This window comes from Mycolicibacterium celeriflavum (assembly GCF_010731795.1).
In the GTDB taxonomy this organism is placed as follows: domain Bacteria; phylum Actinomycetota; class Actinomycetes; order Mycobacteriales; family Mycobacteriaceae; genus Mycobacterium; species Mycobacterium celeriflavum.
Map to the genome: position 1 here is coordinate 698,505 of NZ_AP022591.1, position 24,367 is coordinate 722,871.

Genomic DNA, 24,367 nt, shown 5'->3' on the forward strand with positions numbered 1-24,367 from the left:
ACCTGATCGGTTGGGCTCATCCGTGCGACGACCCGAATGGGCCCACGCCAGAACGGTCTCCGGAAATCGGAAGGACGGTACTCTTCTGCGCTGGTCGCCGCGGTTCGGCACGTTTGTGTCGGCATACATGCCGTCGTCACTCGCTCATATCACTGTGGTGCCGCCGTCGACCACCAACTCCATGCCGTTGACATAGCTCGAGTCGTCGGAGGCGAGGAACAACGCGGCCGACGCGATCTCCTCGGGGCGGCCCATCTTTCGCCGTGGGATCACCGACTCGAACTGTGCCTTCATCTCCTCGTCCATCACCTCCGCCAACATCGGCGAGGCGACCTGGCCGGGGGTCAGCACGTTCACCCGGATCTTCCTGTCCCTCAACTCGGACACCCACACCCGAGCGTAGGCGGGCAGCACGGCCTTGCTCCCCGCGTACACACTCCAATTCGGGTAGCCCCGCAGCGATGCGTTCGACCCGGTCATGAAGATCGAGCCGCCATCGTTGAATAGCGGCAGCGCCTTCTGGACCGTGAAGAGCGTGCCGCGCGCGTTCAGCCAGAAGGCGTCGTGGAAGTCCTCCTCGGTGATCTCGCCGAGCCTGTTCTGTCTGCCTGTCCCGGCGCTTGCCCACAACACATCGATCGCGCCCTTTTCCTGTTTGACCGTGTCGAACAAACGGTCTAGGTCATCGAGGTCGGCCGAATCGCCCTGCACGCCGGTCACATTCCGCCCGATCTGTTCGACGGCCTGGTCCAGCGCGTCCTTCCGTCGGCCCGAGATGAAGACGTGGGCTCCCTCGTCGACGAACAACTTGGCTCCGGACAGCGCCATACCGCTTGTCGCGCCGGTGATCACCGCGACCTTGCCATCAAGCTTTCCCACGATCGCTCCATCCATCCGATAGCGCCGATGTTATGTACACCGATCTGAGTGCTTAACGTACTCGACGGCTGAGTAAAGCGCAAGCTATGTACACCAATCCGTACCCAATTTGGGCTACGCTGAACGCATGACGGAGTTGGAGAAGGGGCCGCGAGGCCTGCGCCGCGGCAGGGGCGCACGAGAGCGCATCCTCGGCGCTTCACGACAACTGTTCCGCGATCAAGGCATAAACAACACTGGCCTGGACCAGCTCTGCGCGGTGGCCCAGGTGTCCAAACGCACCTTCTACCAACACTTCACCGGCAAGGATGAGCTGATCGCCGAACACCTACGCCGATTCGATCCCGAAATTCTTCCCGAGGTGTTCGACCGCACTGACCTGACGCCTCGCGAACGGCTCCTCGCCGCCTTCGACATTCAGGCGCCTCTGTGTCCGTTCATCGCGGCGGCCGTCGAAATCAACGACGCGGGTCACCCGGCACGCGTACACGCCCGCGACTACAAGAAGGCCTTCGCCGCGCGGCTTACCGAAACCGCGCGCGAGGCCGGCGCCACCGACCCCGAACAGCTCGGCGAACAACTGGCGCTGCTCTTGGATGGCGCCTCGGCCCGCAACCGGATCCTCGGCACCGAAACCTTCGCCACCGCCGCCGCCATCGCAGTCGTCCTCATAGACAACGCCATCCCCGCGGGAACGGAAGCGCCCGGCGCAGGCGGGAACTGTCGACCGGGACGGGGTCGCGCGCCCAATCCGGCGGCGAGCTCAGCCCCAGTTTGACGATGAGTATGCGGAATCTGCAGGGTAGCCGATAGTCCCCCTCTGTCGAAAACTATTGTGCCCCAAGGTTTTCTAACGAACGCCAGCAAATGTCCGTCACTCCCCGTTCGTGCGCAGTTCCCGGGACCGCATGCCGATGAAATCCGCAAGGTTCCGCTGCAGCGCAACGCCGGACGGCAGAGGTGTCTGACACATGGTGGTCACGACTAGGCCGTCAGCCGGCTGGAGAAGTAATTGCCGTTGTCCAGGTCGGCGAGCAGATTTGGCTGAGCGGGTTCCCAGCCGAGCGTCCGGCGCGTGATGAGGTTGCTCGCCGGAATGTCCATCGTGACCAGATTCGCAAGGAACCCAAAGTATCCCGGCAGCATCATGACGTCGGCGGGAACGCTCACGGTGGGCAGGCCCAGACGGTTGCCAATGGCCTCGGCGATCTCGCGGAACGGGATGCCCCCGTCCTCAATCGCGTGCCAATATTTGCCGGCCGGGCCCTTCTCCAGCGCCAAGCGGAACAAGGAGGCGACATCGCGGATGTGCACGGCGCCCCACAGGTTCGCGCCGTCTCCGGGGTAGCCGGCGAAGCCCTTCTCCTGCGCGAGCGCGATCAGCGAGGGGAGGAAACCGGCACGATCGGTCGTGCTGTGCGCGATGGTGGGAAGCCGCACGATCGAAGACCGGACTCCCTGCTCGGCGAGGCCGACTACGGCGCGCTCTACGACGTTACGAACCCGCAGAGTGCCCTTGAACTCATCGCCGCCGGGAAGGGCAGGGTCCTCCTCGGTGGCCGGCCGGCCCAGTGTCCCGGGCGAGCCCATACTGCCGGCCGCGACCAGTGGCTTTCCGGTGCCCGCCAGCGCCTCGCCGTACGCGAGGACGACCGGCAGCTCCGCGGCGGCCACGGCGTCGATCCCGCCGGACGGAAGCAGGTCTTGCCTGTGTGCGACGTGGATGACGCCGTCGGAGTCTGCGGCCGCCTCCTTGAGCCCGTCGAGATCCTCGAGGCTGCCGCGACGCACCTTCGCGCCGAGCGCGGACACCGCCGCCGCAGCCGTGTCCGACCGGGCCAGGCCGGTGACCTCGTGCCCGGCGGCGACGAGCTCGGGGATGATGTACGAACCGGAATGGCCGGTCCCGCCAGTGACGAAAACTCGCATGCTGCTGTCCTTTTGAGGGTAGGTGGTGGTGCGGGTGCTCAGCGCAGAATGCTGACGCCGAGGACGAAGTCGGTGTGCTTGACGGAGTGGGCGACGAGGCCCAGCTGCATCAGGGCGACGTTCTCCAGGGCACGCGCCATTGCCAGCTGACCGGTATCCATCGGGCGCAGTCCGAGGCTCTCGATGAATGTCGACACGCGTGCCTTTGCCTGCGCGTCGTCGCCGGCGATGAACACATCCAGTGGGCGATCCCCGGCTGGGCCGGTCGCCAAGACGCCGGAGAACAGTGTGTTGAACGCCTTGACGACATGCGCGCCGGCGGGGGCGGCCTTGGCGATCTCCTGCGCCCCGGAACTGCCCTCTGGTGTGACGAAGCCCGTGAAATCGGGGGTGACGGGGTTGGTGATGTCGACGATGACTTTGCCGCGCAGGGAATCCCCGTACTCGCCAATTACCGTCGCGGCGTTGGTGTACGGCACGGTGAGGATGACGATGTCCCCCGCCGGCGTGGTCCCGGCCGTCCCGACAGTGGCGCCGTCGAGCACGGCGGCCAATTTCTTGGCTTTGGCCGGGTCGCGGCCGACAATCTCGACTGCGTTGCCGCCAGCGAGCGCCCGGCCGGCCAGGGCGCTGGCCATGTTGCCGGTGCCGATGATGCTGATGCTGCTCATGACATATCCCGTCTTGGTTGGCTATCAGAAATGTTGACGCGTCAACCATATGCCCAGAATGTTGATGCGTCAACCAATCGGGTAGCATGGAGGCCGATGGAGCCGAACTGGTTGAACGCTCGTGAAGACCGCGCCTGGCGGGCGTTCATACACGCGCATCAACAGATCGAAGTCCACCTGAGCCGCCGCCTGCAGAAATCGGGCCTGTCCGGGGCCGACTACGAGGTCCTGGCGGCGCTTTCGGCTCACGACGCAGGCCGCATGCCCGCCCAAGCCCTGTGCAACGCACTGGCCTGGGAGAAGAGCCGTCTCTCCCACCATGTGCGGCGCATGCAGAAGGACGGGCTGATCAGCCGCGAGCCCAACCCAAACGACGCCCGCAGCACCATGGTCTGTCTGCTGCCAGCGGGACGCGCCGCTATCGAGGAGGCGGCACCGAGCCACGTAGAGGACGTCCGCCGCAACTTCATCGACCTGTTCACCCCGGCTGAGCTCGACATGATCACCACCCTCAACGAACGAGTGCTGCACCACCTGGGCACAAATGACGACTCCCCCGCCGACGAAGAGCCTTCGTAACCTCCATCAGCTCAACGTATTTCGCCCATCTAGACTGCTACACCAGGGGTATTTGCCAGTTCACCTTGCCGGTAATGCTCAACTACGCCAGGGCCGAACTTGCGTGTCCAACCATCAGTGCACGGTCAATGCGCAGGCCGATCACTCGCTGTCGGCGATGCTCCTCATGGCCTTCCAACCATGAGTCACCCCGCCTCCGGCACGCAATGCTGCCGCGACCATCACGGCCTCGGCGACATCCGACTTCGTCGCTCCCGCCTGCACGGCTCGCTTTGCATGATCGGCAATGCAGTATGGGCACTGCGTTGTGACGGCCACTCCCACCGCGATGAGCTCACGGGTGGCGAGTTCAAGGTTGCCTGAGTTCTTACCGAACACAGCCTTGTCGAAACCAAAGAAGGCAGAGACCATCTCGGGAGCCGACTCACGCAGGTCGCTCATGAACTGCACGTCCTCTTCGTGCGAATGCATCGCTACACCTTTCTCATTCCGGCCCGGTCGATCGGGAGGTTTCTCCAGGTCAACGCATAGCGAAACATTGGCAGCCGTCGCCATTGCACACCGGGAAGCTCCTCTGCCGCACACTGGCGCGCTTCCGAATACGAGTGAGGTGGCGGCCATGCGATCGGCGCTGTGTGCTGCCAATAGCCTCGGCGCCACGACAGCCACCGGTGCTGGACGACACCGAGGACGTCGATAGCGAAGTCGCGGGGACGTGTCGAGCGCGCCAGGCCTACCACAACCAGAACACCCCCGGGTGATGTCAACTCCGCGAAACGTCGCAGAGCGGACCTGAGATCAGGCAGGTGGTGCAACGCTGCGACGGATGCGACCACGTCGAACGTGCGCTGGAATCGGTAGGCCATGACATCGCCGAGAATCCAGTCGACATCGTCTACTTCCTCGCGCGCGGCTGCCAGCACGTCGTCATCCACGTCGATCGCCACGACCTCCGGGACTTTCTGACTTAGATCGGCGGCGAGCAATCCGTTCCCCGTCCCCACGTCGAGCGCGGAGCAAGCTTCCACAGGCACGGCATCGAGTACGAGCCGGTGGTAGTGAATGTTGTGGTTCCAGCGCTGCGGCCGCTCTGCTCCCACAAGCGCGACGCTAACACCGGTAAGCCGATCGGCGTGCCGGCGACTTGGTGGCACGGCGATGAGTCTCGGTCTGCGGCGCAGTCTTACTGAGCATGACGATGACAACGAGAGTGCTGAGTGTGTCGGTTCCGGTGGCTGACCAGGACGCCGCGCTGAAGTTTTACACCGAGGTGTTGGGTTTCGAACTCCGCACCGACGTGGAGGTTTGGCCGGGTGCGCGAATGATCGAGGTCGTGCCGCCGGGCTCGAGTGTCGCCCTGGTGCTTCTGCCGCCGGACAGCCAGATCCCGGTCGCGATCCGGTTGGGCACCACGGATGCCCAACAAGCCCACGACACGATCCGTAAGGCGGGGGTCACCCTGCACAATGAAACGCTGGTCCTGATGGAGGGAGTGCCGGCGATGTTCTCCTTCACCGACCCCGACGGCAACGGCTTGGTCTACCTGGAGGACAGCGACGAGTCCAAGTCTCGATGACCAATCGGCACACCGTCATAGGGTCGGTATAGACAACCTCGACGACCATCTGAGCACCGAGCACGGGAGTACACCACGATGAGCGCACCTGATGACTGGAACACCCAGATAATCAACGAGTTCCGCGCCAACGGCGGTCGGGTGGGCGGCAACTTCGAGGGCGCTCCAATGGTCCTCGTCCACCACACCGGCCGCAAAACCGGCAAGCAGAGCGTCACGCCCATGATGTACCTGCCAGACGACGACGACGATCCTGACACCATCTACGTCTTCGCCTCCAAGGCAGGCGCACCGACCAATCCTGCGTGGTACTACAACCTCACCGCGGCCGGAACCGCGCAGATCGAACTCGGTACCGACACCCACACCGTCAGCGTCAGCGAGGTCACCGGCGCCGACCGCGATCGCATCTTCAGCGAACAAGCCCGTCGCTATCCTGGTTTCGCCGACTACGAAAAGAAGACCGCGGGTATCCGCACCATCCCGGTTCTCGCACTCAAGCGCACCTAGCGGCGGCGTTGTTGCGGCTGTCGGTAGCGTGACGGCCGTGAACCTATCTCGTGTGTCTTCTTCCGTGGCGCTCGCGGCCTGTGCTGCCTCCTTGACCATGACGCTCGCTGCGTGCGGCTCCGATACGGAAGCTTCGTCGACAACCACCACGTCATCGACCACCACGTCCTCCCTCGCCGACGAGTTCATCCCGTCGGTCACCGAAACGGCCGACCCGGCCGCCGCAACGTGTCCGACGGCGCCGCCGCAAGACGGTGGCACGCCGGAGTGGACGTTCAACGGGGACACCGGCAGCGTCGCGGTCACCGGTTCCACCGCGACGGCGGCACCGCTCATCAAGGTCGAGCCACCGTTCAGCGTGAGTGAGACCCAGGTGCACACGTTGCAGCCCGGCGACGGACCGGTCGTCGCAGACACGGCGACGGTCTTCGTCTGCTACATGGGCGTCAACGGACGCGACGGGTCCGTGTTCGACAACAGCTACGAACGCGGCATGCCGGTCGATTTCCCCCTTGACGGCGTCGTGCCGGGCTTCCAGAAGGCGATCGCCGGACAGAAGGTCGGATCGACGGTCGCCGTCGCGATGACGTCTGCCGACGGCTATCCCGAAGGTCAGCCGGCCGCTGGGATCCAGCCCGGCGACTCACTGATCTTCGCGATCAAAATCCTGGACGCCTCGAGCTGATTCTCGAGACGGGGTCAGCCGCCACCGGTGACGACGTTTGACGACAGCGTGATGAACTGACCGTTCTTCCACACACCCCAACGTCCGCCCCAGCCGGAGATCCATACGACGGGCTCGCCGATCCAGAACTCGGCGGGTTTCGGCGGCGCCCAGGGCGGAACCGGTTCGCCGGGCGGCGGCGCCGGGCGCGGTGCCGCCTGGGGCGACTCTGCCGCCAGCGCCGGCGGCGCGGGCGGCGGTGGCGGCGGCGGCTGGGCGCTTGCCGGAGCACCCAGGCCGAGAACTCCTGCGGTCAGCCCACCTGCGACTGCCACCGCAGGTAGAGCGGTCTTGAGAAAGCTCATGAGCACGCCTCCAGCGTTGAGACCGAATCGGATACTTGAATTTATAACCTTCTTCGAAAGTGGCCAAACGCCACTCTAGTTTCACTGCTTCTCGGCTTCGTCGCTGTCGGGCGCGTCGCCGCTTTCGTCGTCGGGGCCATCGGTCGGCGCCGGTTCCAGCGCCACGCTTCGCGTCCTCGGCACCCCGGTCGTCGGATGGCTTTCGGCGGGCCGAAGCCGAACGACACGGCCAACGGCCCGGCGGAGGCCTGGCGGTCCCTCCTTGCGGAGGAAGTCGCCGATCCGGCCGGCGCGGTAACGCAGCGGTGAACCGAGGAACTCCCCCAGCACCACACCGCTGCCGAGGGCGAGAGCTATGGCGATCGCCGACATCATCTGGCGCAGGCCATTGTCGACGTCACCGTCGACGGCGAACGAGAACACGGCGCGGAAAACCGCAAGGCCCGGCAGCATCGGCATGATGCCCGCGGTGGCCGTCACCAAGGCGGGAGCTTGCCGCCGGATCGAGATCAGCGTGGCGACCAGACCCACACCGACCGCGGCGACCCCGCTGGCGAAAATCTGACCGAATCCTGCCTTGCTCAATGCGACCAGCACAGCCTCGGCGAGCCCGGCCGCGAGTCCGGCGGTGGCGATGGCTCGCAGCGGTGCGTAGCTCGCCACGGTCAGGCATGCGCCCGCCAGCGCCGCACCGAAGACGGCCAAGGAGATCGGCAACGCTCCGCTCGGAGCGATGAAGGATTCGGTCGCATCCACGTGCAGCGAAATCGAGATGCCTGCGATTTCGGCGATCTGCAGTCCCGCGATGATGCCCACGACGATTCCGGATGTCAGCAACACCGCTTCGCCGAGCCGGGCGATCGAGGTCAACATGTAGCCCGTCACCGCGTCCTGCATCGCGCCGACCAACGTCAATCCGGACAGCAGCATCACGATGCCGGTGGCAACCAGCGCGGTCGGTCCCAGATCGGCATAGAGGTAAGCCGCCACGGCGACCGACGTGGCGATCGCCGCACCGGTGACGTGCTGGAAGAAGAACGGTGTGCCGATGCGGTTGAGACGCCTGCCTACCTGGTCGATGACCGCCGACGTCGCAGCGGCCAACAAGCAGGTCAACCAGCCGCCCCCGAGGAGCATGGCGATGCCCAGAGCGAAGCCGGCCCACCCCGCTGTCGCCAGCCAGCGGGGGTACGGGTGCGGCCGTTCGGTGAGCTCGTCCATGGCTTCGTGGGCCTGGTCGACGGTCACACCGCCGGAGGTGATCCGCTGAACGAGTCGGTCGAGTTCACCGAGTCGGGTGTAGTCGGTCGACCGGTTGTGCACGGCTCGCACGATGGTGACGGGAGGGCTGTCGGCGGTCGGCAACGCCGACACGATCACGGTAGTGACGAAGATGTCGACGACACAGTCGGTCAGTCGGTACGCCTGAGCCACGTCCTGGGCGGTGGCGACGACGTCCGCTGTTCCTGACCCCGATGAGAGCATCACCTCTGCGAGGCGGATCGTGAGGTCGAGAACCTTGCGGGTGTGCACGTCACCCATTCCGTCCGAAGACCGCCGCCGCTGGCCGGCAATGGGTGCCGGATCGCGGCGGCCCCGCAGTGCATTTCGCAAGCCGCGGCGGACGCGACCGGTGTCGGGCGTTCGATCAAGCGCCATTGACGTGCAGGATACTGTCGTCGCCTCACAGCGACGCATCCAGCGCTGTGCTAGTCGCCGGCGATCGTCATCTGCGCCGGCCCTCGGGCGGACATCATGGCCCAGGCGGCCACTCCCCCTGCGGTGCCCGAGAGGATGTGCCAAGCGCCGTGGTACTGCCACAGGCTGTCCGGTCGACACAGCGGCGAGCCGGATCGTCCTGCCACGTAGGCCGCCACGCCGAGCGCGAGAATGCCTGCCGCTGTGAACCAGGCCGACCGCCGCTTCCCGCGTACGCCGCGGACCAAGCCGACCGTGTACACCGCCGCCGCGGCGACGATGGGCCAGTCGTGAACCAGACCCGCCCACTCCGGCTGGGGCCCGTGGTAGGCGATGCTGCCGAAGCCCACTGCGACAAGCGTGCCGCCTGCCGCTGCCGCCAACACTCCCCTGCCCCGCAGTGCCCAGCACAGAACGGCCACGCCGGCGGCTACGTACGCCAAACTGGTGAGCGCCAGGACGGGTTGTGCCAACACTCCGTCCGCGATGCGCTCGCAGTCCGAGTGACCGAAGGCCGAGTGCGGCATGGCGATTAACCATACCGGCGATCGCCGCCAATGACGCGCTTGTTCACCGCTTGGCTGTATCGACTCCGCCGGTGAGTGTATTACGTTGCTACGCAACGATGTCCGGCTTCGCGCGGTCTTAGGGGCACGGCCCGGGAAGGAAAAGTGACCAGCACCAGCCCGGCGGCAACGGCGGAGTGAAGTTGGGCGGCGGCGGAGGTGGCGGCGGTGGCGCCGCTCCCTCGAAGATGTTCTGGGCGACGTTGCCCTGCCCGTGGTAGACGTACCAGTAAGTGTGGCAAACGGTTTGGTCCCATACCACCGGGTTGACCCGCAGATTGCCGGTCTGCACCGGCGGGTCCCCCGGACACCAGCGACATGGACCCGCGGGGCTTTCCTCCGGACACCCGGGCCAGGCCTGCATCGGCACCGGCCGGCCTGGAAGCGCTTGGGCAGTGCCCGTCGCCAATCCGACACCGGCGATCGCAACGCCGACCGACATCAATGCCACGCCAAGCGTTCGCCTCGTCTTGAGAATTGTGGTCATGGCCGGTCCCTCGTGTTCATCGTCGCCGACGCTCGGCGCCGTCGCGGCAATTGCACGAAGTCTGTTCGGCTACCGATCACAACAAGCGAGTGTGTGGCGCCGGCGTTTCCCGGGTCGGCCGCTGGGTATCGCAGTGCAGGAAGCCTTATGGACCAGGAGAGAATCGATGAGCTCACCCGAACCTCCCCGGGAGGAAACCTCACAGGGCGATGACGTTGGACAGTCGGTGCCGCCGACCGCTCCGGCGTATTCCACGCCTCCGCCGGAAGGCGTGCCCTCGGCCGACGATCAGGACGCTTCGGGCTGATCCGTCATCGAAATGAACCGATTCACGGGTCAGGGTCCCCGACGCAGATCGGCAAGCGAGTTGCGTAAGCCGCCATCCATGCGGATCTGAATACCGGCCACCGCCACCATCACCGCGGCGGTCACCAGGTGCACGACCGCGTCGGTGATGTTGTTGGGAAACGTGAACACATAGGCGACTTGGTGCGAGAAGAACGCCCAGACGCCCGGCAGCGCGCCCGCCACCGCCGCGGCGAGCAGGTACAGCACCGACCACGACTTACGCATCGCGAAAATCAGTCCCGGCCCGAACAGTGCCAGCCCGGCGACCGCATGCCAGCCGTTGTAATCCATTCCGAGGATCTGCGCGGTCGGCGCGTCCGGGCCGGTCGCAAAACTCGGTTCGACGATGAACCCGATCACCGCCTGGATGACGTGAAAGGTGGCAATGATCAGCAGACCGACCTGGGCGAAACTCCACTTCACGGCACACACCTCGATTGGAGTCGGCGGCTTCGCGATGAATACTACGCTACGTAGTAGAAATCGTGAAGTCGCTATTCTCGAACCGCGTCGCCGCACCGGCCGCCGTTACTCTGTGCGGGTGACGAAAGTGCTGTCGGTGAATGTCGCTCGAGTGCGGGTGAATCCGGACGCGCCGTCGAGGTCGACGGGCATCGACAAGGTGGCCGCCGACGACGAGGTGATGGTGCGCGCGCCTGGCCCGATGAGGGGCGGTCTGGGCAGCGGACTCGTCGGCGACACCATCGGTAATCCGAAGCTGCACGGCGGGGATGACCAAGCGGTGTACGCATACGCACGAGAAGACCTCGACGAGTGGGAAACCCGGCTGGATCGCCCGCTCATCAACGGCATGTTCGGCGAGAACCTCACCACGTCAGGGGTCGACGTCACGCAGGCGCGGATCGGCGAACGCTGGCGCGTCGGCACCGACGGACTGCTGCTCGAAGTGTCGGCGCCCCGCACGCCGTGTCGCACCTTCTCGGCCTTCCTGCAACTGGACCGTTGGATCAAGACCTTCACCGAAGCCGCGAAACCCGGTGCGTATCTTCGGGTTATCACACCCGGAACGGTGCGCGCGGGCGACGAGATCTACGTCGAGGACCGCCCCGAACACGACGTCACCATCGAGATGGCCTTCCGAGCTCGGATGTCCGACCCGTCGCTGCTTCCACAGTTGCTCACCGCCGACGCCCTGTCGGCCGAACTCAAGGCCTACGCGCTTAGGCGTCACGGCTAGCGCCCGGCGTTCGGATCGCTCCATCCCTCCCAGAACAACAGGTGTCATCTCGACAACTTCGTCTCGGCACCACCGACGCTATTCGCCGCACGGGTGCACCGGAGAAAGTCGCCGATTACCGAACGGTGACGCTCACAGCTTCGATTGCACGGTTTCCGTAACGCGGTGTTGTCCGGGGCCGACAAACAGTCAGCAGCGGTTGCGCGGCGGTTCTCGCCGTACGCGGCAGGTGTGAAGCAGCAGCATCTGGTCGGCGGCCGGCCACCGGCGCCGGTCCGGCACGTCCGCGACGACCGCTCGGCGGTATCCCTCAACACGAAAGTCCAGGCGATGACATTGCTACACAGTTGGGCGCGCCGGCTGATGGCCGGCGCCATGGTGGCCCTGATGATTCCGGCCCTGGTCGCAGTAGCGGGCGGATCGTCCACCGCTGCGGCGTATTCGCGACCGGGTCTGCCGGTCGAGACGCTCATGGTCCCGTCGGCCGCGATGGGCCGCGACATCCCGGTCAAATTCCAGGGCGGCGGCACCCATGCGGTGTACCTGCTCGACGGGTTGCGTGCCCGTGACGACAACAGCGGCTGGGACATCGAGACCGCGGCGTTCGAGAACTATTTCGAGTCGGGGCTGTCGGTCGTGATGCCTGTCGGCGGCATGTCAAGCTTCTACACCAACTGGCAGAGTCCGGCGGTGGGCAACGGCGGCACCTACACCTATCAGTGGGAGACCTTCCTCACCTCGGAGTTGCCGGCATATCTCGCCGCCAACAAAGGCATCTCGTCCAGCGGCAACGCCGTCGTGGGGTTGTCGATGTCGGGCAGTGCGGCGCTGATCCTGGCCGCCTACCACCCGGGCCAGTTCCGCTACGCGGCATCGCTGTCGGGCTTCCTGAACCTCTCCGAGGGCGTCTGGCCGCTGCTGGTCGGCGTCGCGATGCGCGACGCGGGCGGCTTCAGCGCCACCGCGATGTGGGGCCCGCCCGGCGGACCGGCGTGGCAGCGCAATGATCCGACGGTCAACGTCGGCCGGTTGGTGAGCAACGGCACCCGCATCTGGGTGTACTGCGGCAACGGCGTCCCGTCGGAACTCGGCGGTGGCGGCGACATCGCCGGCCAGTTCCTCGAGACCATCACGCTGGACAGCAACAAGAACTTCCAGGCCGCCTACGAGGCCGCGGGCGGAAGCAACGGCACGTTCAACTTCCCGGCCAACGGCACCCACGGGTGGGGCTACTGGGGTTCGCAACTGAACGCGATGAAGGGCGACATCCAGGCCACGCTGGGCGCCTGAGGTCAGCAGACGCCGCTGGGCGGCCGCCTTGTGCGGTCGCCCAGCGCGCGTCGGAGACAATCACTGCGTGACGCAGCAGCCACGCCCGACAATCCCCAAGCTCCTCGAGCGCGCCTGCGAAGAGTTCGGCGAGCACCTCTACCTGATCACCCCGGCGGATCGGCTCACCTACCGAGAGGCGCAGCAGCGCTCGGCGCGCCTTGCGCAATGGCTGCTGCGCGCGGGCGTCGGCAAAGGCACGCGCGTCGGGCTGTTCTTCCCGAACGGGGTCGACTGGGTCATCTGGTGGCTGGCGGTGTCGCGCATCGGCGCGATTGCCGTCCCCCTCAGCACTCTCTACACGCCAGCGGAGATCGCCAAAGTGGCGCGGCTGGCCGACATCGCGATCCTCATCGCTCCCAGGCGGGTACTGACCATCGACGTCGGCGAGCGCTTCGAGGCGGCCTGGCCCGAGTTGGCAAGCCAGCCGGCCGGACGGCTGGCCCTGGCGGCCGCGCCCTACCTGCGCCGCATCGTGTTCGTCGACGATCCGGTTCCCGGCTGGGCCACTCGTTGGGACAGCGATGCCGACGGTGTCCCTGCCGAGGTGCTGACCGCCGCCGAGGCCGAGGTCTCCCCTGCCGATCTCGCCGTCGTCATCCACACCTCGGGCTCGACCGCGGACCCGAAAGGCGTCATGCACACCCACGGCACGCTGGTGCGGCAGACGTCGACGTGGCCGGGCGCCATCCGCGCGCTGACCAAAAGTGAAGGGCCGCCGCGCATCCTGTGCGCGATGCCGTTCTTCTGGGTCGGCGGGCTGCTCGCCGCCACCGGGGCACTGCACGAACCCGTCACCGTGCTCGCGATGCCACGCCTGGACGCCGAGACTGCGCTGGACATGATCGAACGGGAGCGGGCTGCAGGGGTTGTCGGATGGCCGGCGTTCACCCAGCGGTTGCGTGAGCATCCCAGCTTCAGTGACCGCGATCTGAGCAGTGCGCCGGCGCTGTGCGACGGGCCGCTCGACATCGCGATGGTCGGCGTGCCCGACGGATTTCCCGTGCACCGCACCATGTCCGAGACGGCGGGCGGCTTCGCGTACACCGACATGCGCATCGTCGACGACGAGGGCAACGACGTCGCCGACGGGGCGGTCGGTGAACTGCTCGTCCGCGGCATCGGCGTGATGACGGGCTACAACAAACGGGAGCGGTGGGAGACGTTCGACGAAAACGGCTGGTACCACACCGGTGATCGCGTCTACCGCCGCGACGGCGACCCACGACTGTTCTACGTCGGGCGGACCACCGAGCTGATCAAGGCCGCGGGCGCCAACGTGTCGCCGCTGGAGGTCGAGGCCGTCGTCGCCGAATTCCCCGACGTGGCACAGTGTCTCGTGCTCGGCGTCGACGACCCCACGCGTGGGGAGGAAGTGTGTGCGGTCGTCGTGCCGGTCGGCGCGAGCATCGATTTCGATTCGCTGGCCGCCCACACCCGCGCGCACCTGTCGGCCTACAAGGTGCCCACACGCTGGATAGCGGCCTCCAGCGATCGTATCCCGATACTGCCCAGCGGGAAGTTCGACCGAAAGACGCTGCGCGCCATGATCGTTGACGGCGCCCTCGATTCCACCAGCAGGTGACCCCGATGGCCGTGATCAGGACTCCGGACGAGCGCTTCGCGGTGCTGCCCGACTATCCGTTCGAGCCCCGCTACGTCGAGGTCGAATCGCGCGGAACCGGCCCACTGCGGATGCATTACGTCGACGAAGGCCCGCCCGAGGCGCCTGTTGCCTTGCTGCTGCACGGTCAGCCCACCTGGTCGTATCTCTACCGGCACGTCATTGGCGTGCTGCTCGCCGCAGGACTACGAGTGATCGCGCCGGACCACATCGGCTACGGCCGGTCCGACAAGCTGACCGACCCGACGGACTACACGTTCGACCGGCACATCGACTGGTTGCACAGCGCGATCACCCGACTGGACCTGTCGGATGTCACGCTGGTCGTGCAGGACTGGGGCGGACCCATCGGGCTCAGCGTGCTGGCCCGCGATCCCGACCGGTTCGCGCGCGTCGTTGCGACGAATACCATCCTGCACACGTGCGACCCCGGCCTTGCGGGAAAGTTGGAGTGGCCCCACCACGCGGTCGGCGATGGACAGGTCATCCACCAGGAGACTCTGCTCGACTACGTGGCGTACTACCAACGCTCACCGGAACTGGTTCCGAGCTTCTTTCTCGACGCGGTGGCCGGGCCGTTGAGGCCAGATGTCCTCGCCGCCTACGACGCACCGTTTCCCGACCGCAGGTTCACGGCCGGGCTGCGCCAGATGATCGCGTTGATTCCGTTGACACGTAACGATCGCGGGGCCGCCATCGGTCGTACCACCATGGCCGCGCTGGGTGAGTGGCGGCGGCCGTTCCTCACCGCGTACTCCGACGGGGATCCGGCAACGCGCGGTTGGGACAAGGTGTTCACCGAGCACGTTCCGGGCGCGAAGGGCCAACCCCACACGACAGTGGCCGGTGCCGGCCATTTCGTCCAGGAGCAACAGGGTGAGGAACTCGGCCGCATCATCGCCGAGTTCGTCGCGCGCACAGGCTGACTAGAGGCCGAACTGGTCGTCGATGACGCCGAGCCAGATCTGGGCCGCGTCGATCGCTATTTTCTCGCTGATGAACGCGTGCTGGGTGCCGGTGTACATGTCGCGGAACGCTCGTTCCAGGCGGGTGCCCTCGCGAATCGAGCTGGTGCCCGCGACCAGATGTGCCCACTCCGCACACTGGCGGGCCACGTCGGTGGCGTAGACGGCGGCCACTCGCATGTCTGCGCGCAGCGCCGGGGTCAGAGCTTGCCCCGCTCCGACAGCGCTTTCGGCCGTCTCGAACGCGTCGAGCACCAGCAGCCGCGCTGCCCGCCACGCCGCGACGTGGTGGGCCAGCCCCTTCTGGAAGGTCGGCCGACTGGCCAGCGACGCCATGTCGCTCATCCGGAACTTTGTCTCGGCAAGCTCTTGGACGTCGTCGAGCATGCTCTTGGCCACCCCGAGCGCCCACGACGCATGACCGGCGGCGGTGACCGGCATCATTCCCATCCGCGTCGCGGGCGACGATCCGCGCAGCGGCTCACGGGTGAACAACGCGAAAGTCCGTTCAGCCGGCACGAACACGTCATCGACGCTGTAGTCGTAGGAGCCCGTCCCCTTGAGTCCCTGCACGTGCCACCCGTCGTTGAAGCTCACCTGCTCGCGCGGGAGCACCGCGACCTGCATGTCCGGCACCCCTTCGCTGACCCAGCGCATCTCGGTGCCGTCCATCGGCAGGAAGCCCGCGGCGACGTATTGCGAATGCCCGATTCCCGACCCGAAGCTCCACGACCCGGTCAGCCGGTAACCGCCCGGTACGGCGGTGCCCTGCCCATTGGGGAAGAACTGCCCGCCCATGGTCACGCGATTGTCGTGTGCGGTGAACACCTCGGCGAATCCGGCGTCGGGCAGGTAGGCGGCCGCGGCGAACGACGACGGCAGGTTGGCGATACCGACCCACCCGAACGAGCCGTCCTGCCAAGCCATTTCGATCCAGGTCTCGATCATCTCGGCGAACGACGGCTCTACCCCGCCCGCGGGTGCGGGGTTGAACGCCGTCATCAGCCCGGCATCCCACATCGCCTCGACGACCGCCGGGCTGAGCGTGCGCAGCCGCTCCGACTCACCGGCCTCGCCCAGTACGGTCTCGCGCATGGTGCGGACCCGCCCCGCGATGCTCTCGGCAGATCCCAATGTCGACGTCACCCGTCCTCTTTATCAGAAGACCGTCGCGGCGATGTTGGGATCGGTATCGGCGCCGGCACGATCTACTTCTCGCATGCAGATGAATGCCGCAGCAGTGATCGCGACGGTGGCGGCCGCGACCGAGGGCGACGGCGGGGTGCAAGCCGCAGCGGTGATCCCCGACCCGCTCAACCAGATCGGCAGCGCCGAGCTGCGCTTTTCCGTGCCATAGCGCCGACATGTCACAAATTGGGTGACCGGATACGTCTTGGGGTTGTCAACGGAGAACGAGAAAGGCAACACCATGTACGAGATCCTCATCCTCGGTGGTGGCTACACCGGTATGGCGGCGGCCACCGGCCTGGCCGGGCGCCTGAAGCGCCGCGACGACGTCCACATCACCCTGGTCAGTGCCCAGGCCCGGTTCACCGAACGGCTCCGGCTGCACCAAGTCGCGTCCGGGGCAGGCGCTGAAAGGCCTGCAGATTTCCGATCGGCTCGCCGGTACCGGCGTCGAGTTCGTCCAAGGCTGGGTGACGGGCATCGACGCAGAGGCGCAGACCATCCGCGTCGACGACACGACAACCCTGCGCTACGACACGCTGGTGTACGCGCTGGGCAGTGTCGCCGACACCGGCAGCGTGCCGGGTGCCGACGAGTTCGCCTACACGCTGGACAGCGCCGACGACGCCCAACTGCTCGCCGCGCAGCTGGACCGCCTCGGCGACGGCACCGTCGTGGTCGCCGGAGGCGGGCTCACGGGCATCGAGTCCGCAGCAGAGATCGCCGAGCAGCATCCCGAACTCGATGTGGTCCTGCTGAGCCGCCAGGTTCCCGGTTCGATGATGAGTGAGCGGGCGCGAGCGCGGGTGCACGCGGGGCTGGAGCGGCTAGGCGTGCGGGTACGCGCCGGCGTCGACATCGTGAAGGTGATGGCCGACGGCGTCGCGCTTGCCGACGGGGAAGTCGTCAGTGCGCGGGCGGTGCTGTGGACGACCGGCGTGCGGGTCTCCCCCCTGGCCGCGACCGCTGGGCTGGCTGTCGACGACCGCGGCCGCATCCTCACCGACGCGTCATTGCGCTCGGTCACCCGGCCGAACATCTACGCGGTCGGCGACGCGGCCGCCGTCCGCCAAGGCTACGGTGTCATCCACGGCACCTGCCAGAGCGGCATACCCACCGCGGTGCACGCCGCGGCGTCAATCGCCCGAGATCTGAAAGGCAAGAGCCCCAAGAGGTTCCGCTTCGGATATGTTCACCAACCGGTGAGCTTGGGCCGCCACGACGCTGTCATCCAGTTCACCCGCGCCGACGACGCCCCGGGACGGTTCTACTTGGCCGGCCCGGTCGCGGCGGCGTACAAAGAGACGGTGAGTTCGAGCCTGTGGATGACCTACCGCCTGTTGAAACTGGTCCCGGCAATCGGCGCAGCCATGTGGCGCCGCGGCGGCCGATCCACGAGATGAACGCCGACCAGCAGGCGTTCGCCGATCACCGCAACCTGCTCTTCTCCATCGCGTACCGCATCCTCGGTTCGGCCGCCGACGCCGAGGATGCGGTGCAGGACGCCTGGTTCAAGTGGTCGGCGGACGATCGGTCACAGGTGTCCGACCCGAAAGCGTATCTGGCTCGCATCGTGTCGAACCTGTCGATGGAGCGGCTACGTGCGACCCGCCGTCAGCGCGAAACCTATGTGGGACCATGGCTTCCGGAGCCGATCCTGACCGACGTCGACGCCGCCGACAACGTCGCCACCGCCGATTCGGTGTCCATGGCGATGCTCGTCGTGCTGGAGACGCTCAGCCCATTGGAACGCGCGGTGTTCGTGCTCAAGGACGTGTTCGACTTCAGTTACGCCGAGATCGCCGAAGCGGTCGAGCGTTCGGAGTCGGCGGTGCGCCAAGCCGCGCACCGGGCCCGTGAACACGTCCGGGCCCGCAGGCCGAGGTTCGAGGCGGATCGGGTCAGGAAGCGGCAGGCCACCGAACAATTCTTCTCCGCCACCGTCGGCGGTGACATCAACGCGCTCATGGAACTTCTCGCGCCGGAGGTCACGCTGTGGACCGATGGCGGCGGGAAGGTGCGTCAGGCGATGCGTCCGGTCATCGGCGCCGGAAACGTCGCCAGGTGGCTGGCCGGAAACGCCAGGCGGCCGTACGAGGGCGTCGAGATCAGCGACATGGCAGCAGAAGTCGTGGAGATCAACGGTGGGCCGGGCATGGTCCTGCGGGGTGCCGGCCGGATCATCGCGACTCTAACCGTCGATCTGGACGACGAGGGCCGCATCGCGACCATTCACAACGTCGCCAATCCCGACAAGCTGAGTGCCGTCGCAGACGGGATCCCCAGGCTCTGAGTTCGTCGCGCTTACTTGATGATGCGGACCAGGTACGGTGCCATGTTGGTGGTGCGCACCGCCGAGACCGTGACGGCGGGCTCGGTGGCCTCCAGCATCTGCCCGTTGCCGAGGTAAAGCGCGACGCTCTGATTTCCGTTGGGGCCGTAGAAGATCAAATCACCGGGCAATGCCTCCGACGGCAACACCTTCTGACCGACGGTGTACTGCGCGCCCGACGACCGCGGCAGCTTGACCCCGATGCCGGCGAAGGAATAGACCATCAGACCGGAGGCATCGAAACCGACGGTGCTGACTGCCGGGTTGAGCCCGACGACGTGACCCTCGCGGTCCAGCCCCGCGACGTTGTCGGCGGTGCCGCTACCCTTGGTGGGCCCGTTGGCGTCACCACCGCCGTACGAGAAGGGCACACCGCGCTGCGAAAGGCCGCGCGCGATCACGGAGTCAACGGCCTGCTGGTTGGCCGCGGACCGGGGGGACGGCGCGGCGGCGGCCACCCCAGGGATGGTCACCAACAGGGCGACACCGATCACCAAGGCGTAGATGCATCTCATGGGTAGGTCAACTTTCTCGACTGCGCGCATACCGATGGCGCTGTACTCACTTGTACCGTCAGAACCGCCGAAGATGCCAATTCGCGCATGGCTCAGAGTTAATGAGATGCAGTACCGTAACCGAACAGTGATTACTCCCCCGATGCCAGCGCTGGACTGGCTATGAGTGAACGGGTCGCGGTGGTCGGCGGCGGCATCCTCGGCGCCGCGGTGGCCCGGGAGATTCTGCGGCGCCGCCCGGACTGCGGGGTAACGCTGTTCGAGAAGGAAGACCGCCTCGCGTCACACCAGACCGGACGCAACAGCGGCGTGGTGCACGCGGGCCTGTACTACCAACCCGGTTCGCAGAAGGCGGTGCTCTGTCGTCGCGGGGTAAAGCTACTCGAGGCGTTCTGTGCCGAGCGCGGGATCCGTAGGGTCGCCTGCGGCAAGGTGTTGGTGGCACTCACCGACGAAGAGCGGGTGCGGCTTGCCGACATCGAGCAACGGGCACTGGCCAACGGTGTTCCGGGAGTACGGATCATCGGCGCGGGGGAACTTGGCGAACTCGAGCCCAATGTGCGAGGTCTCGCCGCGCTGCACTCGCCGTCCACGTCGATCGTCGACTACGCCGAGGTGACAAGGGCACTTGCCGCCGATGCCGTGGACTCAGGCGCGAAAGTACTTCTGGGACATGAGATAACGGACATACGGCCCGGCAATGCCCAAGTGGTGATCAGCGCCCGCACAGCGGCCGGCGGCGAAGAGGCCGCATTCGACCGGGTCGTCGTGTGTGGCGGTCTGCAGAGCGACCGGCTGGCCGAGATGGCCGGTGACGACCCGCATCCGGTGATCATGCCGTTCCGCGGCGAGTACTACACCTTGAAACCGCACCGGCGCGATCTCGTCAACGGACTGGTGTATCCCGTGCCCGACCCGCGCTATCCCTTCCTCGGAGTCCACCTCACCCCGCGGGTGGACGGCGAGGTGCTGATCGGACCCAACGCCGTGCTGGCACTCGCGCGAGAGGGCTATTCGTGGCGCACGGTGTCGATGCCGGATGCGGTCCAAATCGCGCGAACGCCGGCCTTCTGGCGGTTCGCCCGGCGGCACTGGCGCACGGGAATCCGGGAGGTGGCCGGTTCCTTGTCCAGGCGACGGTTCATCACGGCCGCCCGTGCCTATGTGCCTGCATTGCGTGACGACGACGTGGTGCCCGGCACCGCGGGCGTGCGGGCCCAGGCCCTCGACGCCGACGGCGGACTCGTCGACGACTTCCGGATCAGCATCCGCGATCGCGTTGTCCTACTCCGTAATGCGCCGTCGCCGGCCGCGACGTCCGCACTGGCGATCGCCGAACACATCGTCGCCACGCTCACGTCGGGCGAACAGCCCGGTAGTAGGTAAGCCTGCCGACCAAGCGATGCCGTTGAGTGTCGACCTCGCTGCAATCGAAGCCGACGCTGCGCAACAGCCGCGGAATCGCGTCGCCGAGATTGCCCGCGACATGTGCGCTGCGGAGCATGCGTCGTGCCGCCAGCCCGTCGTCGGCGGTCATGTCGCCTCCGACATCGACGAGGTACAGGCTGCCGCCGGGCCGTAGGACACGGAAGATTTCCCGTGCGGCTTCGCTTTTCACATCGCCATCCAGATGGTGCCACATCATCGACGACAGCACCCGGTCGAACTCGCCTTCGGCATACGGAAGCTTCTGGACGTAGCCCCGTTCGAACCGAATTCCCGTCAAGCCGCGAGCCTTTCGTTGAGCACGGGTAAGCGCTCGCGGGTCGGGATCGCAGCCGACGGTCGTCAGGGCCGGATAGCGGCGCTGCGCGCGGATACTGACATTTCCCGTCCCGCAACCGACTTCGAGCACCGACCTCGCGGCCGCGAGGTCGGCCTGGTTGATGAGGGCGTCGTAGACCCTGTTCATGCCCAACAATCGGGTCAGCAGGTCGTAGCCCGGCAGAAATGCATCGTGGCCCGCGGGGGGTAAATAGTCGTGTCGGTTACCCATGGCGCCGGTGACAGAGTTTGGATGATCTTCGGTCATGCTTCCATCGTGAACGCCTGCACCCTAGGTAAGTTGGGTGATTTTTGCAGAAACCAGGACTATCTTTCGTCATATGGCGCTGGCATCCCGGTTGGTCAGGCATCGAAGTGGCGTACCGATGTACCAGTATCCGACGGGTCCCGACACACCCCCCCGTCTCGGTGGTCCGCGCCGGCCGGGATGAGGTGCTCGAGCGGGGTCGCCACATCCACGACTTTCCCGCCTTGTGGTACGTCTCGTCGGCCGGGGTCGTCTATGTCGCAGCGGCCGGTGAGGTGCTCGATCCGAGCCGGGTGGACCGCTCCGGCGACGGTGTCGGAGTCTTCTTCGACCCCGTGGCGCTGGGCGAGGACGGGGAGTCGCCGTGGCCGGCGCACCGGGCGCACCGTGCAGGAGTGGATCATCGAACGGCGCATGGCCGAGAGCCGCCGGCTGCTGGCCGATACCGACCTGTCGATCCAGGAGGTGGCGCGTCAGGTCGGGATAGCGGATCCCGGCTACTTCTCCAGGCAGTTCCGCCGGATGCACGGCACCTCCCCGCGCAGTTGGCGCGGTCGGCCCGGCTGATAACGGCAGCGTCAGCCGAGCGGTCGCCGTAGGGTGAATTCATGGCCATCATCGAAGCGGATGCAGCGCCCCAGACACCGTTCGAGCGCGACGTTGCCGCCACTCAGCGATACTTCGACAGCCCGCGATTCGACGGGATCACCCGGCTCTACTCGGCCCGCCAAGTCGCTGAACAGCGCGGCACGATCCCCTCCGACTACATCGTGGCCCGTGAGGCCGCGACCGCGTTCTACGCGCGCCTTCGCGAACTGTTCGCGCAGAAGAAGAGCATCACCACGTTCGGCCCTTACTCGCCCGGGCAGGCCGTCACGATGAAACGAATGGGCATCGAGGGCATCTACCTCGGTGGCTGGGCGACGTCGGCCAAGGGGTCCACGACCGAGGACCCCGGGCCCGACTTGGCCAGCTACCCGCTGAGCCAGGTGCCCGAGGAGGCCGCCGGTCTGGTCCGCGCGCTGCTCACCGCGGACCGCAACCAGCAGTACCTGCGGATGCAGATGTCCGACAAGCAGCGCGACGCGACGCCTGCCGTCGACTTCCGCCCGTTCATCATCGCCGACGCCGACACCGGTCACGGTGGAGATCCGCACGTGCGCAACCTGATTCGCCGGTTTGTGGAGGCCGGGGTGCCCGGCTACCACATCGAGGACCAGCGCCCGGGCACCAAGAAGTGCGGCCATCAGGGTGGCAAGGTGCTGGTGCCGTCCGACGAGCAGATCAAACGGCTCAACACCGCGCGTTTCCAACTCGACATCATGAAGGTGCCCGGCATCATCGTGGCCCGCACAGACGCCGAGGCGGCCAACCTCATCGACAGCCGCGCCGACGAGCGCGACCAACCGTTCCTGCTGGGCGTGACGAACCTGAAGGTGCCGTCATACAAGTCCTGCTATCTGGCGATGATGCGCCGCTTCTACGAAGCGGGCGTCAGCGAACTCAACGGCCACCTGCTCTATGCGCTGCCCGACGGCGAGTACGCGACCGCCAACACGTGGTTGGACCGCCACGGCATCGGCGACGCGGTCGCGGAGGCGGCCTCGGCGTACCGAGAGCGGCCGGACAGCGCCATCGACGAGATCTTCGACGACGTCGAGTCGAAGTGCGTCGACGCCTGGCAGGTCGATGCCGGGCTGATGACCTATGGGGAGGCGGTGGCCGAGCTACTCGAGTTCCGCGAAAGTGAAGGCGAACAACTCGACATGAGTGTGGCGGAGTGGCGCGATTTCGCCCGGCTCGCACCGCTGTACACCGCGCGCGAGAAGGCCAGGGAGCTCGGCGCGGCCGTCGGTTGGGACTGCGAACTCGCCAAGACCCCGGAGGGCTACTACCAGGTCCGCGGTGGCATCCCGTACGCGATCGCCAAGTCGCTTGCCGCCGCGCCGTTCGCCGACATCCTTTGGATGGAGACCAAGACCGCCGACCTCGCCGACGCGCGCGAGTTCGCCGAGGCGGTCCACGCCGTGTTCCCCGAGAAGATGTTGGCCTACAACCTGTCCCCCTCTTTCAACTGGGACACCACCGGCATGACCGACGACGAGATGCGGGCGTTCCCTGCGGAACTCGGGAAGATGGGTTTCGTCTTCAACTTCATCACGTACGGCGGGCACCAGGTCGACGGCGTCGCATCCGAGGAGTTCGCCACCGCCCTGCGACAGGACGGCATGCTCGCGTTGGCGCGCCTGCAGCGCAAGATGCGACTGGTCGAATCTCCTTACCGCACACCGCAGACGCTCGTCGGCGGACCGCGAAGCGATGCCGCACTGGCCGCCTCGTCGGGCCGCCTGGCGACCACCAAGGCGATGGGCAAGGGCTCGACCCAGCATCAGCATCTGGTGCAGACCGAGGTGCCGAAGAAGCTGCTCGAGGAGTGGCTGGCGCTGTGGGGCGAGCACTACAAACTCGACGAGAAGTTGCGGGTGCAGCTACGGCCGACGCGGCCCGGGTCGGATGTGCTCGAACTCGGGATCTACGGCGAGCGTGACGGCGAGGACGAGAAGCTCGCCAACGTGATCGTCGACCCGATCAAGGACCGGCACGGCCGCAGCATCCTGACGGTGCGTGACCAGAACACCTTCGCCGAGAAGCTGCGCCAGAAGCGGCTGATGAGCGTCGTGCACCTGTGGCTGATCCACCGGTTCAAGGCCGAGATCGTGTATTACGTCACGCCGACCGAGGACAACATCTATCAAACCGAGAAGATGAAGTCGCACGGCATCTTCAGCGACGTCTACCAGGAGGTCGGCGAGATCATCGTGGCCGACGTCAATCAGCCGAGAATCGAGGAGCTGCTGGCCCCCGACCGGGAGGCACTGGGCCGGTTGATCCGCAAGGAGGACTAGATGTAC

Annotated in this window: 29 protein-coding genes; 16 read left to right on the plus strand and 13 right to left on the minus strand. The window is 66.4% G+C overall.

Going from position 1 to position 24,367, the window contains the following annotated elements:
- Positions 1 to 144 precede the first annotated feature (144 nt).
- Complete coding sequence (locus tag G6N18_RS03255) at positions 145 to 879, minus strand: SDR family NAD(P)-dependent oxidoreductase (protein WP_083002846.1); 735 nt, start codon at positions 877 to 879, stop codon at positions 145 to 147.
- A 127-nt stretch (positions 880 to 1,006) separates the two neighbouring features.
- Between G6N18_RS03255 and G6N18_RS03260 the strand changes: the two genes are divergently transcribed.
- The gene (locus G6N18_RS03260) at positions 1,007 to 1,657 is read left to right on the plus strand and encodes a TetR/AcrR family transcriptional regulator (RefSeq protein WP_083002804.1); all 651 of its coding nucleotides are present in this window, start codon (positions 1,007 to 1,009) and stop codon (positions 1,655 to 1,657) included.
- A 206-nt stretch (positions 1,658 to 1,863) separates the two neighbouring features.
- On the opposite strand, the gene G6N18_RS03265 is transcribed toward G6N18_RS03260, so the two are convergent.
- Complete coding sequence (locus G6N18_RS03265; protein ID WP_083002801.1) at positions 1,864 to 2,808, minus strand: SDR family oxidoreductase; 945 nt, start codon at positions 2,806 to 2,808, stop codon at positions 1,864 to 1,866.
- Between the two features lie 38 nt (positions 2,809 to 2,846).
- Entirely contained in the window at positions 2,847 to 3,479 is a 633-nt protein-coding gene (locus tag G6N18_RS03270; RefSeq protein ID WP_083002797.1) for an NADPH-dependent F420 reductase, read from the minus strand.
- Positions 3,480 to 3,575: 96 nt separating this feature from the next.
- On the opposite strand from G6N18_RS03270, the gene G6N18_RS03275 reads away from it, so the two are divergent.
- Positions 3,576 to 4,058, plus strand: coding sequence for a MarR family winged helix-turn-helix transcriptional regulator (locus G6N18_RS03275; RefSeq protein ID WP_083002793.1), 483 nt, complete (start codon positions 3,576 to 3,578; stop codon positions 4,056 to 4,058).
- A gap of 141 nt (positions 4,059 to 4,199) precedes the next feature.
- On the opposite strand, the gene G6N18_RS03280 is transcribed toward G6N18_RS03275, so the two are convergent.
- The gene (locus G6N18_RS03280) at positions 4,200 to 4,529 is read right to left on the minus strand and encodes a carboxymuconolactone decarboxylase family protein (protein WP_083002790.1); all 330 of its coding nucleotides are present in this window, start codon (positions 4,527 to 4,529) and stop codon (positions 4,200 to 4,202) included.
- Between the two features lie 2 nt (positions 4,530 to 4,531).
- Entirely contained in the window at positions 4,532 to 5,158 is a 627-nt protein-coding gene (locus G6N18_RS03285) for a class I SAM-dependent methyltransferase (RefSeq protein WP_083002787.1), read from the minus strand.
- A gap of 92 nt (positions 5,159 to 5,250) precedes the next feature.
- Here G6N18_RS03285 and G6N18_RS03290 point away from each other — a divergent pair, with 92 nt between their 5' ends.
- From G6N18_RS03290 to G6N18_RS03300, 3 genes are all read left to right on the plus strand, one after another.
- Positions 5,251 to 5,634, plus strand: coding sequence for a VOC family protein (locus G6N18_RS03290; protein WP_083002785.1), 384 nt, complete (start codon positions 5,251 to 5,253; stop codon positions 5,632 to 5,634).
- A 78-nt stretch (positions 5,635 to 5,712) separates the two neighbouring features.
- Positions 5,713 to 6,144, plus strand: coding sequence for a nitroreductase/quinone reductase family protein (locus G6N18_RS03295; protein WP_083002782.1), 432 nt, complete (start codon positions 5,713 to 5,715; stop codon positions 6,142 to 6,144).
- A 37-nt stretch (positions 6,145 to 6,181) separates the two neighbouring features.
- Positions 6,182 to 6,829, plus strand: a complete 648-nt coding sequence (locus tag G6N18_RS03300; RefSeq protein WP_179962356.1) for an FKBP-type peptidyl-prolyl cis-trans isomerase — start codon at positions 6,182 to 6,184, stop codon at positions 6,827 to 6,829.
- A 14-nt stretch (positions 6,830 to 6,843) separates the two neighbouring features.
- On the opposite strand, the gene G6N18_RS03305 is transcribed toward G6N18_RS03300, so the two are convergent.
- The 4 genes from G6N18_RS03305 to G6N18_RS03320 all read right to left on the minus strand — a co-directional run bounded on the left by G6N18_RS03305 (position 6,844) and on the right by G6N18_RS03320 (position 9,924).
- Positions 6,844 to 7,173, minus strand: coding sequence for a hypothetical protein (locus G6N18_RS03305; protein WP_083002777.1), 330 nt, complete (start codon positions 7,171 to 7,173; stop codon positions 6,844 to 6,846).
- Positions 7,174 to 7,254: 81 nt separating this feature from the next.
- Positions 7,255 to 8,832, minus strand: coding sequence for a threonine/serine exporter family protein (locus tag G6N18_RS03310; protein WP_083002773.1), 1,578 nt, complete (start codon positions 8,830 to 8,832; stop codon positions 7,255 to 7,257).
- 50 nt (positions 8,833 to 8,882) lie between these two features.
- On the minus strand, positions 8,883 to 9,398 hold the full coding sequence (locus G6N18_RS03315) for a hypothetical protein (RefSeq protein ID WP_083002770.1): 516 nt from the start codon (positions 9,396 to 9,398) through the stop codon (positions 8,883 to 8,885).
- A gap of 118 nt (positions 9,399 to 9,516) precedes the next feature.
- Positions 9,517 to 9,924 (minus strand): hypothetical protein, encoded by a 408-nt coding sequence (locus G6N18_RS03320; RefSeq protein ID WP_133052461.1) that lies wholly within the window; start codon positions 9,922 to 9,924, stop codon positions 9,517 to 9,519.
- 166 nt (positions 9,925 to 10,090) lie between these two features.
- Between G6N18_RS03320 and G6N18_RS03325 the strand changes: the two genes are divergently transcribed.
- On the plus strand, positions 10,091 to 10,231 hold the full coding sequence (locus G6N18_RS03325; protein WP_163689800.1) for a hypothetical protein: 141 nt from the start codon (positions 10,091 to 10,093) through the stop codon (positions 10,229 to 10,231).
- 29 nt (positions 10,232 to 10,260) lie between these two features.
- Here the strand turns inward: G6N18_RS03325 and G6N18_RS03330 are convergent, their stop codons facing one another.
- Entirely contained in the window at positions 10,261 to 10,695 is a 435-nt protein-coding gene (locus tag G6N18_RS03330; RefSeq protein ID WP_083002768.1) for a DUF4383 domain-containing protein, read from the minus strand.
- A gap of 127 nt (positions 10,696 to 10,822) precedes the next feature.
- On the opposite strand from G6N18_RS03330, the gene G6N18_RS03335 reads away from it, so the two are divergent.
- The 4 genes from G6N18_RS03335 (at position 10,823) to G6N18_RS03350 (ending at position 15,349) form a co-directional block, all read left to right on the plus strand.
- Positions 10,823 to 11,470, plus strand: coding sequence for an MOSC domain-containing protein (locus G6N18_RS03335; RefSeq protein WP_179962406.1), 648 nt, complete (start codon positions 10,823 to 10,825; stop codon positions 11,468 to 11,470).
- A 330-nt stretch (positions 11,471 to 11,800) separates the two neighbouring features.
- Entirely contained in the window at positions 11,801 to 12,760 is a 960-nt protein-coding gene (locus G6N18_RS03340; RefSeq protein WP_083002843.1) for an esterase family protein, read from the plus strand.
- 67 nt (positions 12,761 to 12,827) lie between these two features.
- Complete coding sequence (locus G6N18_RS03345; protein ID WP_109749472.1) at positions 12,828 to 14,384, plus strand: class I adenylate-forming enzyme family protein; 1,557 nt, start codon at positions 12,828 to 12,830, stop codon at positions 14,382 to 14,384.
- A gap of 5 nt (positions 14,385 to 14,389) precedes the next feature.
- On the plus strand, positions 14,390 to 15,349 hold the full coding sequence (locus G6N18_RS03350; RefSeq protein WP_083002840.1) for a haloalkane dehalogenase: 960 nt from the start codon (positions 14,390 to 14,392) through the stop codon (positions 15,347 to 15,349).
- On the opposite strand, the gene G6N18_RS03355 is transcribed toward G6N18_RS03350, so the two are convergent.
- The gene (locus tag G6N18_RS03355; protein WP_109749478.1) at positions 15,350 to 16,483 is read right to left on the minus strand and encodes an acyl-CoA dehydrogenase family protein; all 1,134 of its coding nucleotides are present in this window, start codon (positions 16,481 to 16,483) and stop codon (positions 15,350 to 15,352) included.
- Here G6N18_RS03355 and G6N18_RS03360 point away from each other — a divergent pair.
- The 3 genes from G6N18_RS03360 to G6N18_RS03370 all read left to right on the plus strand — a co-directional run bounded on the left by G6N18_RS03360 (position 16,482) and on the right by G6N18_RS03370 (position 18,869).
- Positions 16,482 to 16,745 carry a hypothetical protein gene (locus G6N18_RS03360; RefSeq protein WP_133052460.1) on the plus strand — a complete coding sequence of 88 codons (264 nt, stop codon included), beginning with the start codon at positions 16,482 to 16,484 and terminating at the stop codon, positions 16,743 to 16,745. The genes G6N18_RS03355 and G6N18_RS03360 overlap by 2 nt on opposite strands.
- Before the next feature lie 178 nt (positions 16,746 to 16,923).
- Positions 16,924 to 17,979 carry an NAD(P)/FAD-dependent oxidoreductase gene (locus tag G6N18_RS03365; protein ID WP_308215052.1) on the plus strand — a complete coding sequence of 352 codons (1,056 nt, stop codon included), beginning with the start codon at positions 16,924 to 16,926 and terminating at the stop codon, positions 17,977 to 17,979.
- Complete coding sequence (locus tag G6N18_RS03370) at positions 17,976 to 18,869, plus strand: RNA polymerase sigma-70 factor (RefSeq protein ID WP_083002838.1); 894 nt, start codon at positions 17,976 to 17,978, stop codon at positions 18,867 to 18,869. Before G6N18_RS03365 ends, G6N18_RS03370 begins: the two co-directional genes overlap by 4 nt.
- Before the next feature lie 11 nt (positions 18,870 to 18,880).
- Here the strand turns inward: G6N18_RS03370 and ripD are convergent, their stop codons facing one another.
- Entirely contained in the window at positions 18,881 to 19,423 is a 543-nt protein-coding gene (ripD, locus tag G6N18_RS03375; protein ID WP_067217295.1) for an NlpC/P60 family peptidoglycan-binding protein RipD, read from the minus strand.
- Between the two features lie 162 nt (positions 19,424 to 19,585).
- Here ripD and lhgO point away from each other — a divergent pair, with 162 nt between their 5' ends.
- Complete coding sequence (gene lhgO, locus G6N18_RS03380; protein WP_083002755.1) at positions 19,586 to 20,809, plus strand: L-2-hydroxyglutarate dehydrogenase; 1,224 nt, start codon at positions 19,586 to 19,588, stop codon at positions 20,807 to 20,809.
- On the opposite strand, the gene G6N18_RS03385 is transcribed toward lhgO, so the two are convergent.
- Complete coding sequence (locus G6N18_RS03385; protein ID WP_083002752.1) at positions 20,778 to 21,455, minus strand: class I SAM-dependent methyltransferase; 678 nt, start codon at positions 21,453 to 21,455, stop codon at positions 20,778 to 20,780. The two genes, lhgO and G6N18_RS03385, sit on opposite strands and share 32 nt — an antisense overlap.
- 414 nt (positions 21,456 to 21,869) lie before the next feature.
- On the opposite strand from G6N18_RS03385, the gene G6N18_RS24865 reads away from it, so the two are divergent.
- A complete protein-coding gene (locus G6N18_RS24865; RefSeq protein WP_407663550.1) occupies positions 21,870 to 22,022 on the plus strand; it encodes a helix-turn-helix domain-containing protein in 153 nt (50 codons plus the stop codon).
- Positions 22,023 to 22,063: 41 nt separating this feature from the next.
- The gene (gene aceA / locus G6N18_RS03395) at positions 22,064 to 24,361 is read left to right on the plus strand and encodes an isocitrate lyase ICL2 (RefSeq protein ID WP_067217311.1); all 2,298 of its coding nucleotides are present in this window, start codon (positions 22,064 to 22,066) and stop codon (positions 24,359 to 24,361) included.
- Positions 24,362 to 24,367: the final 6 nt, after the last annotated feature.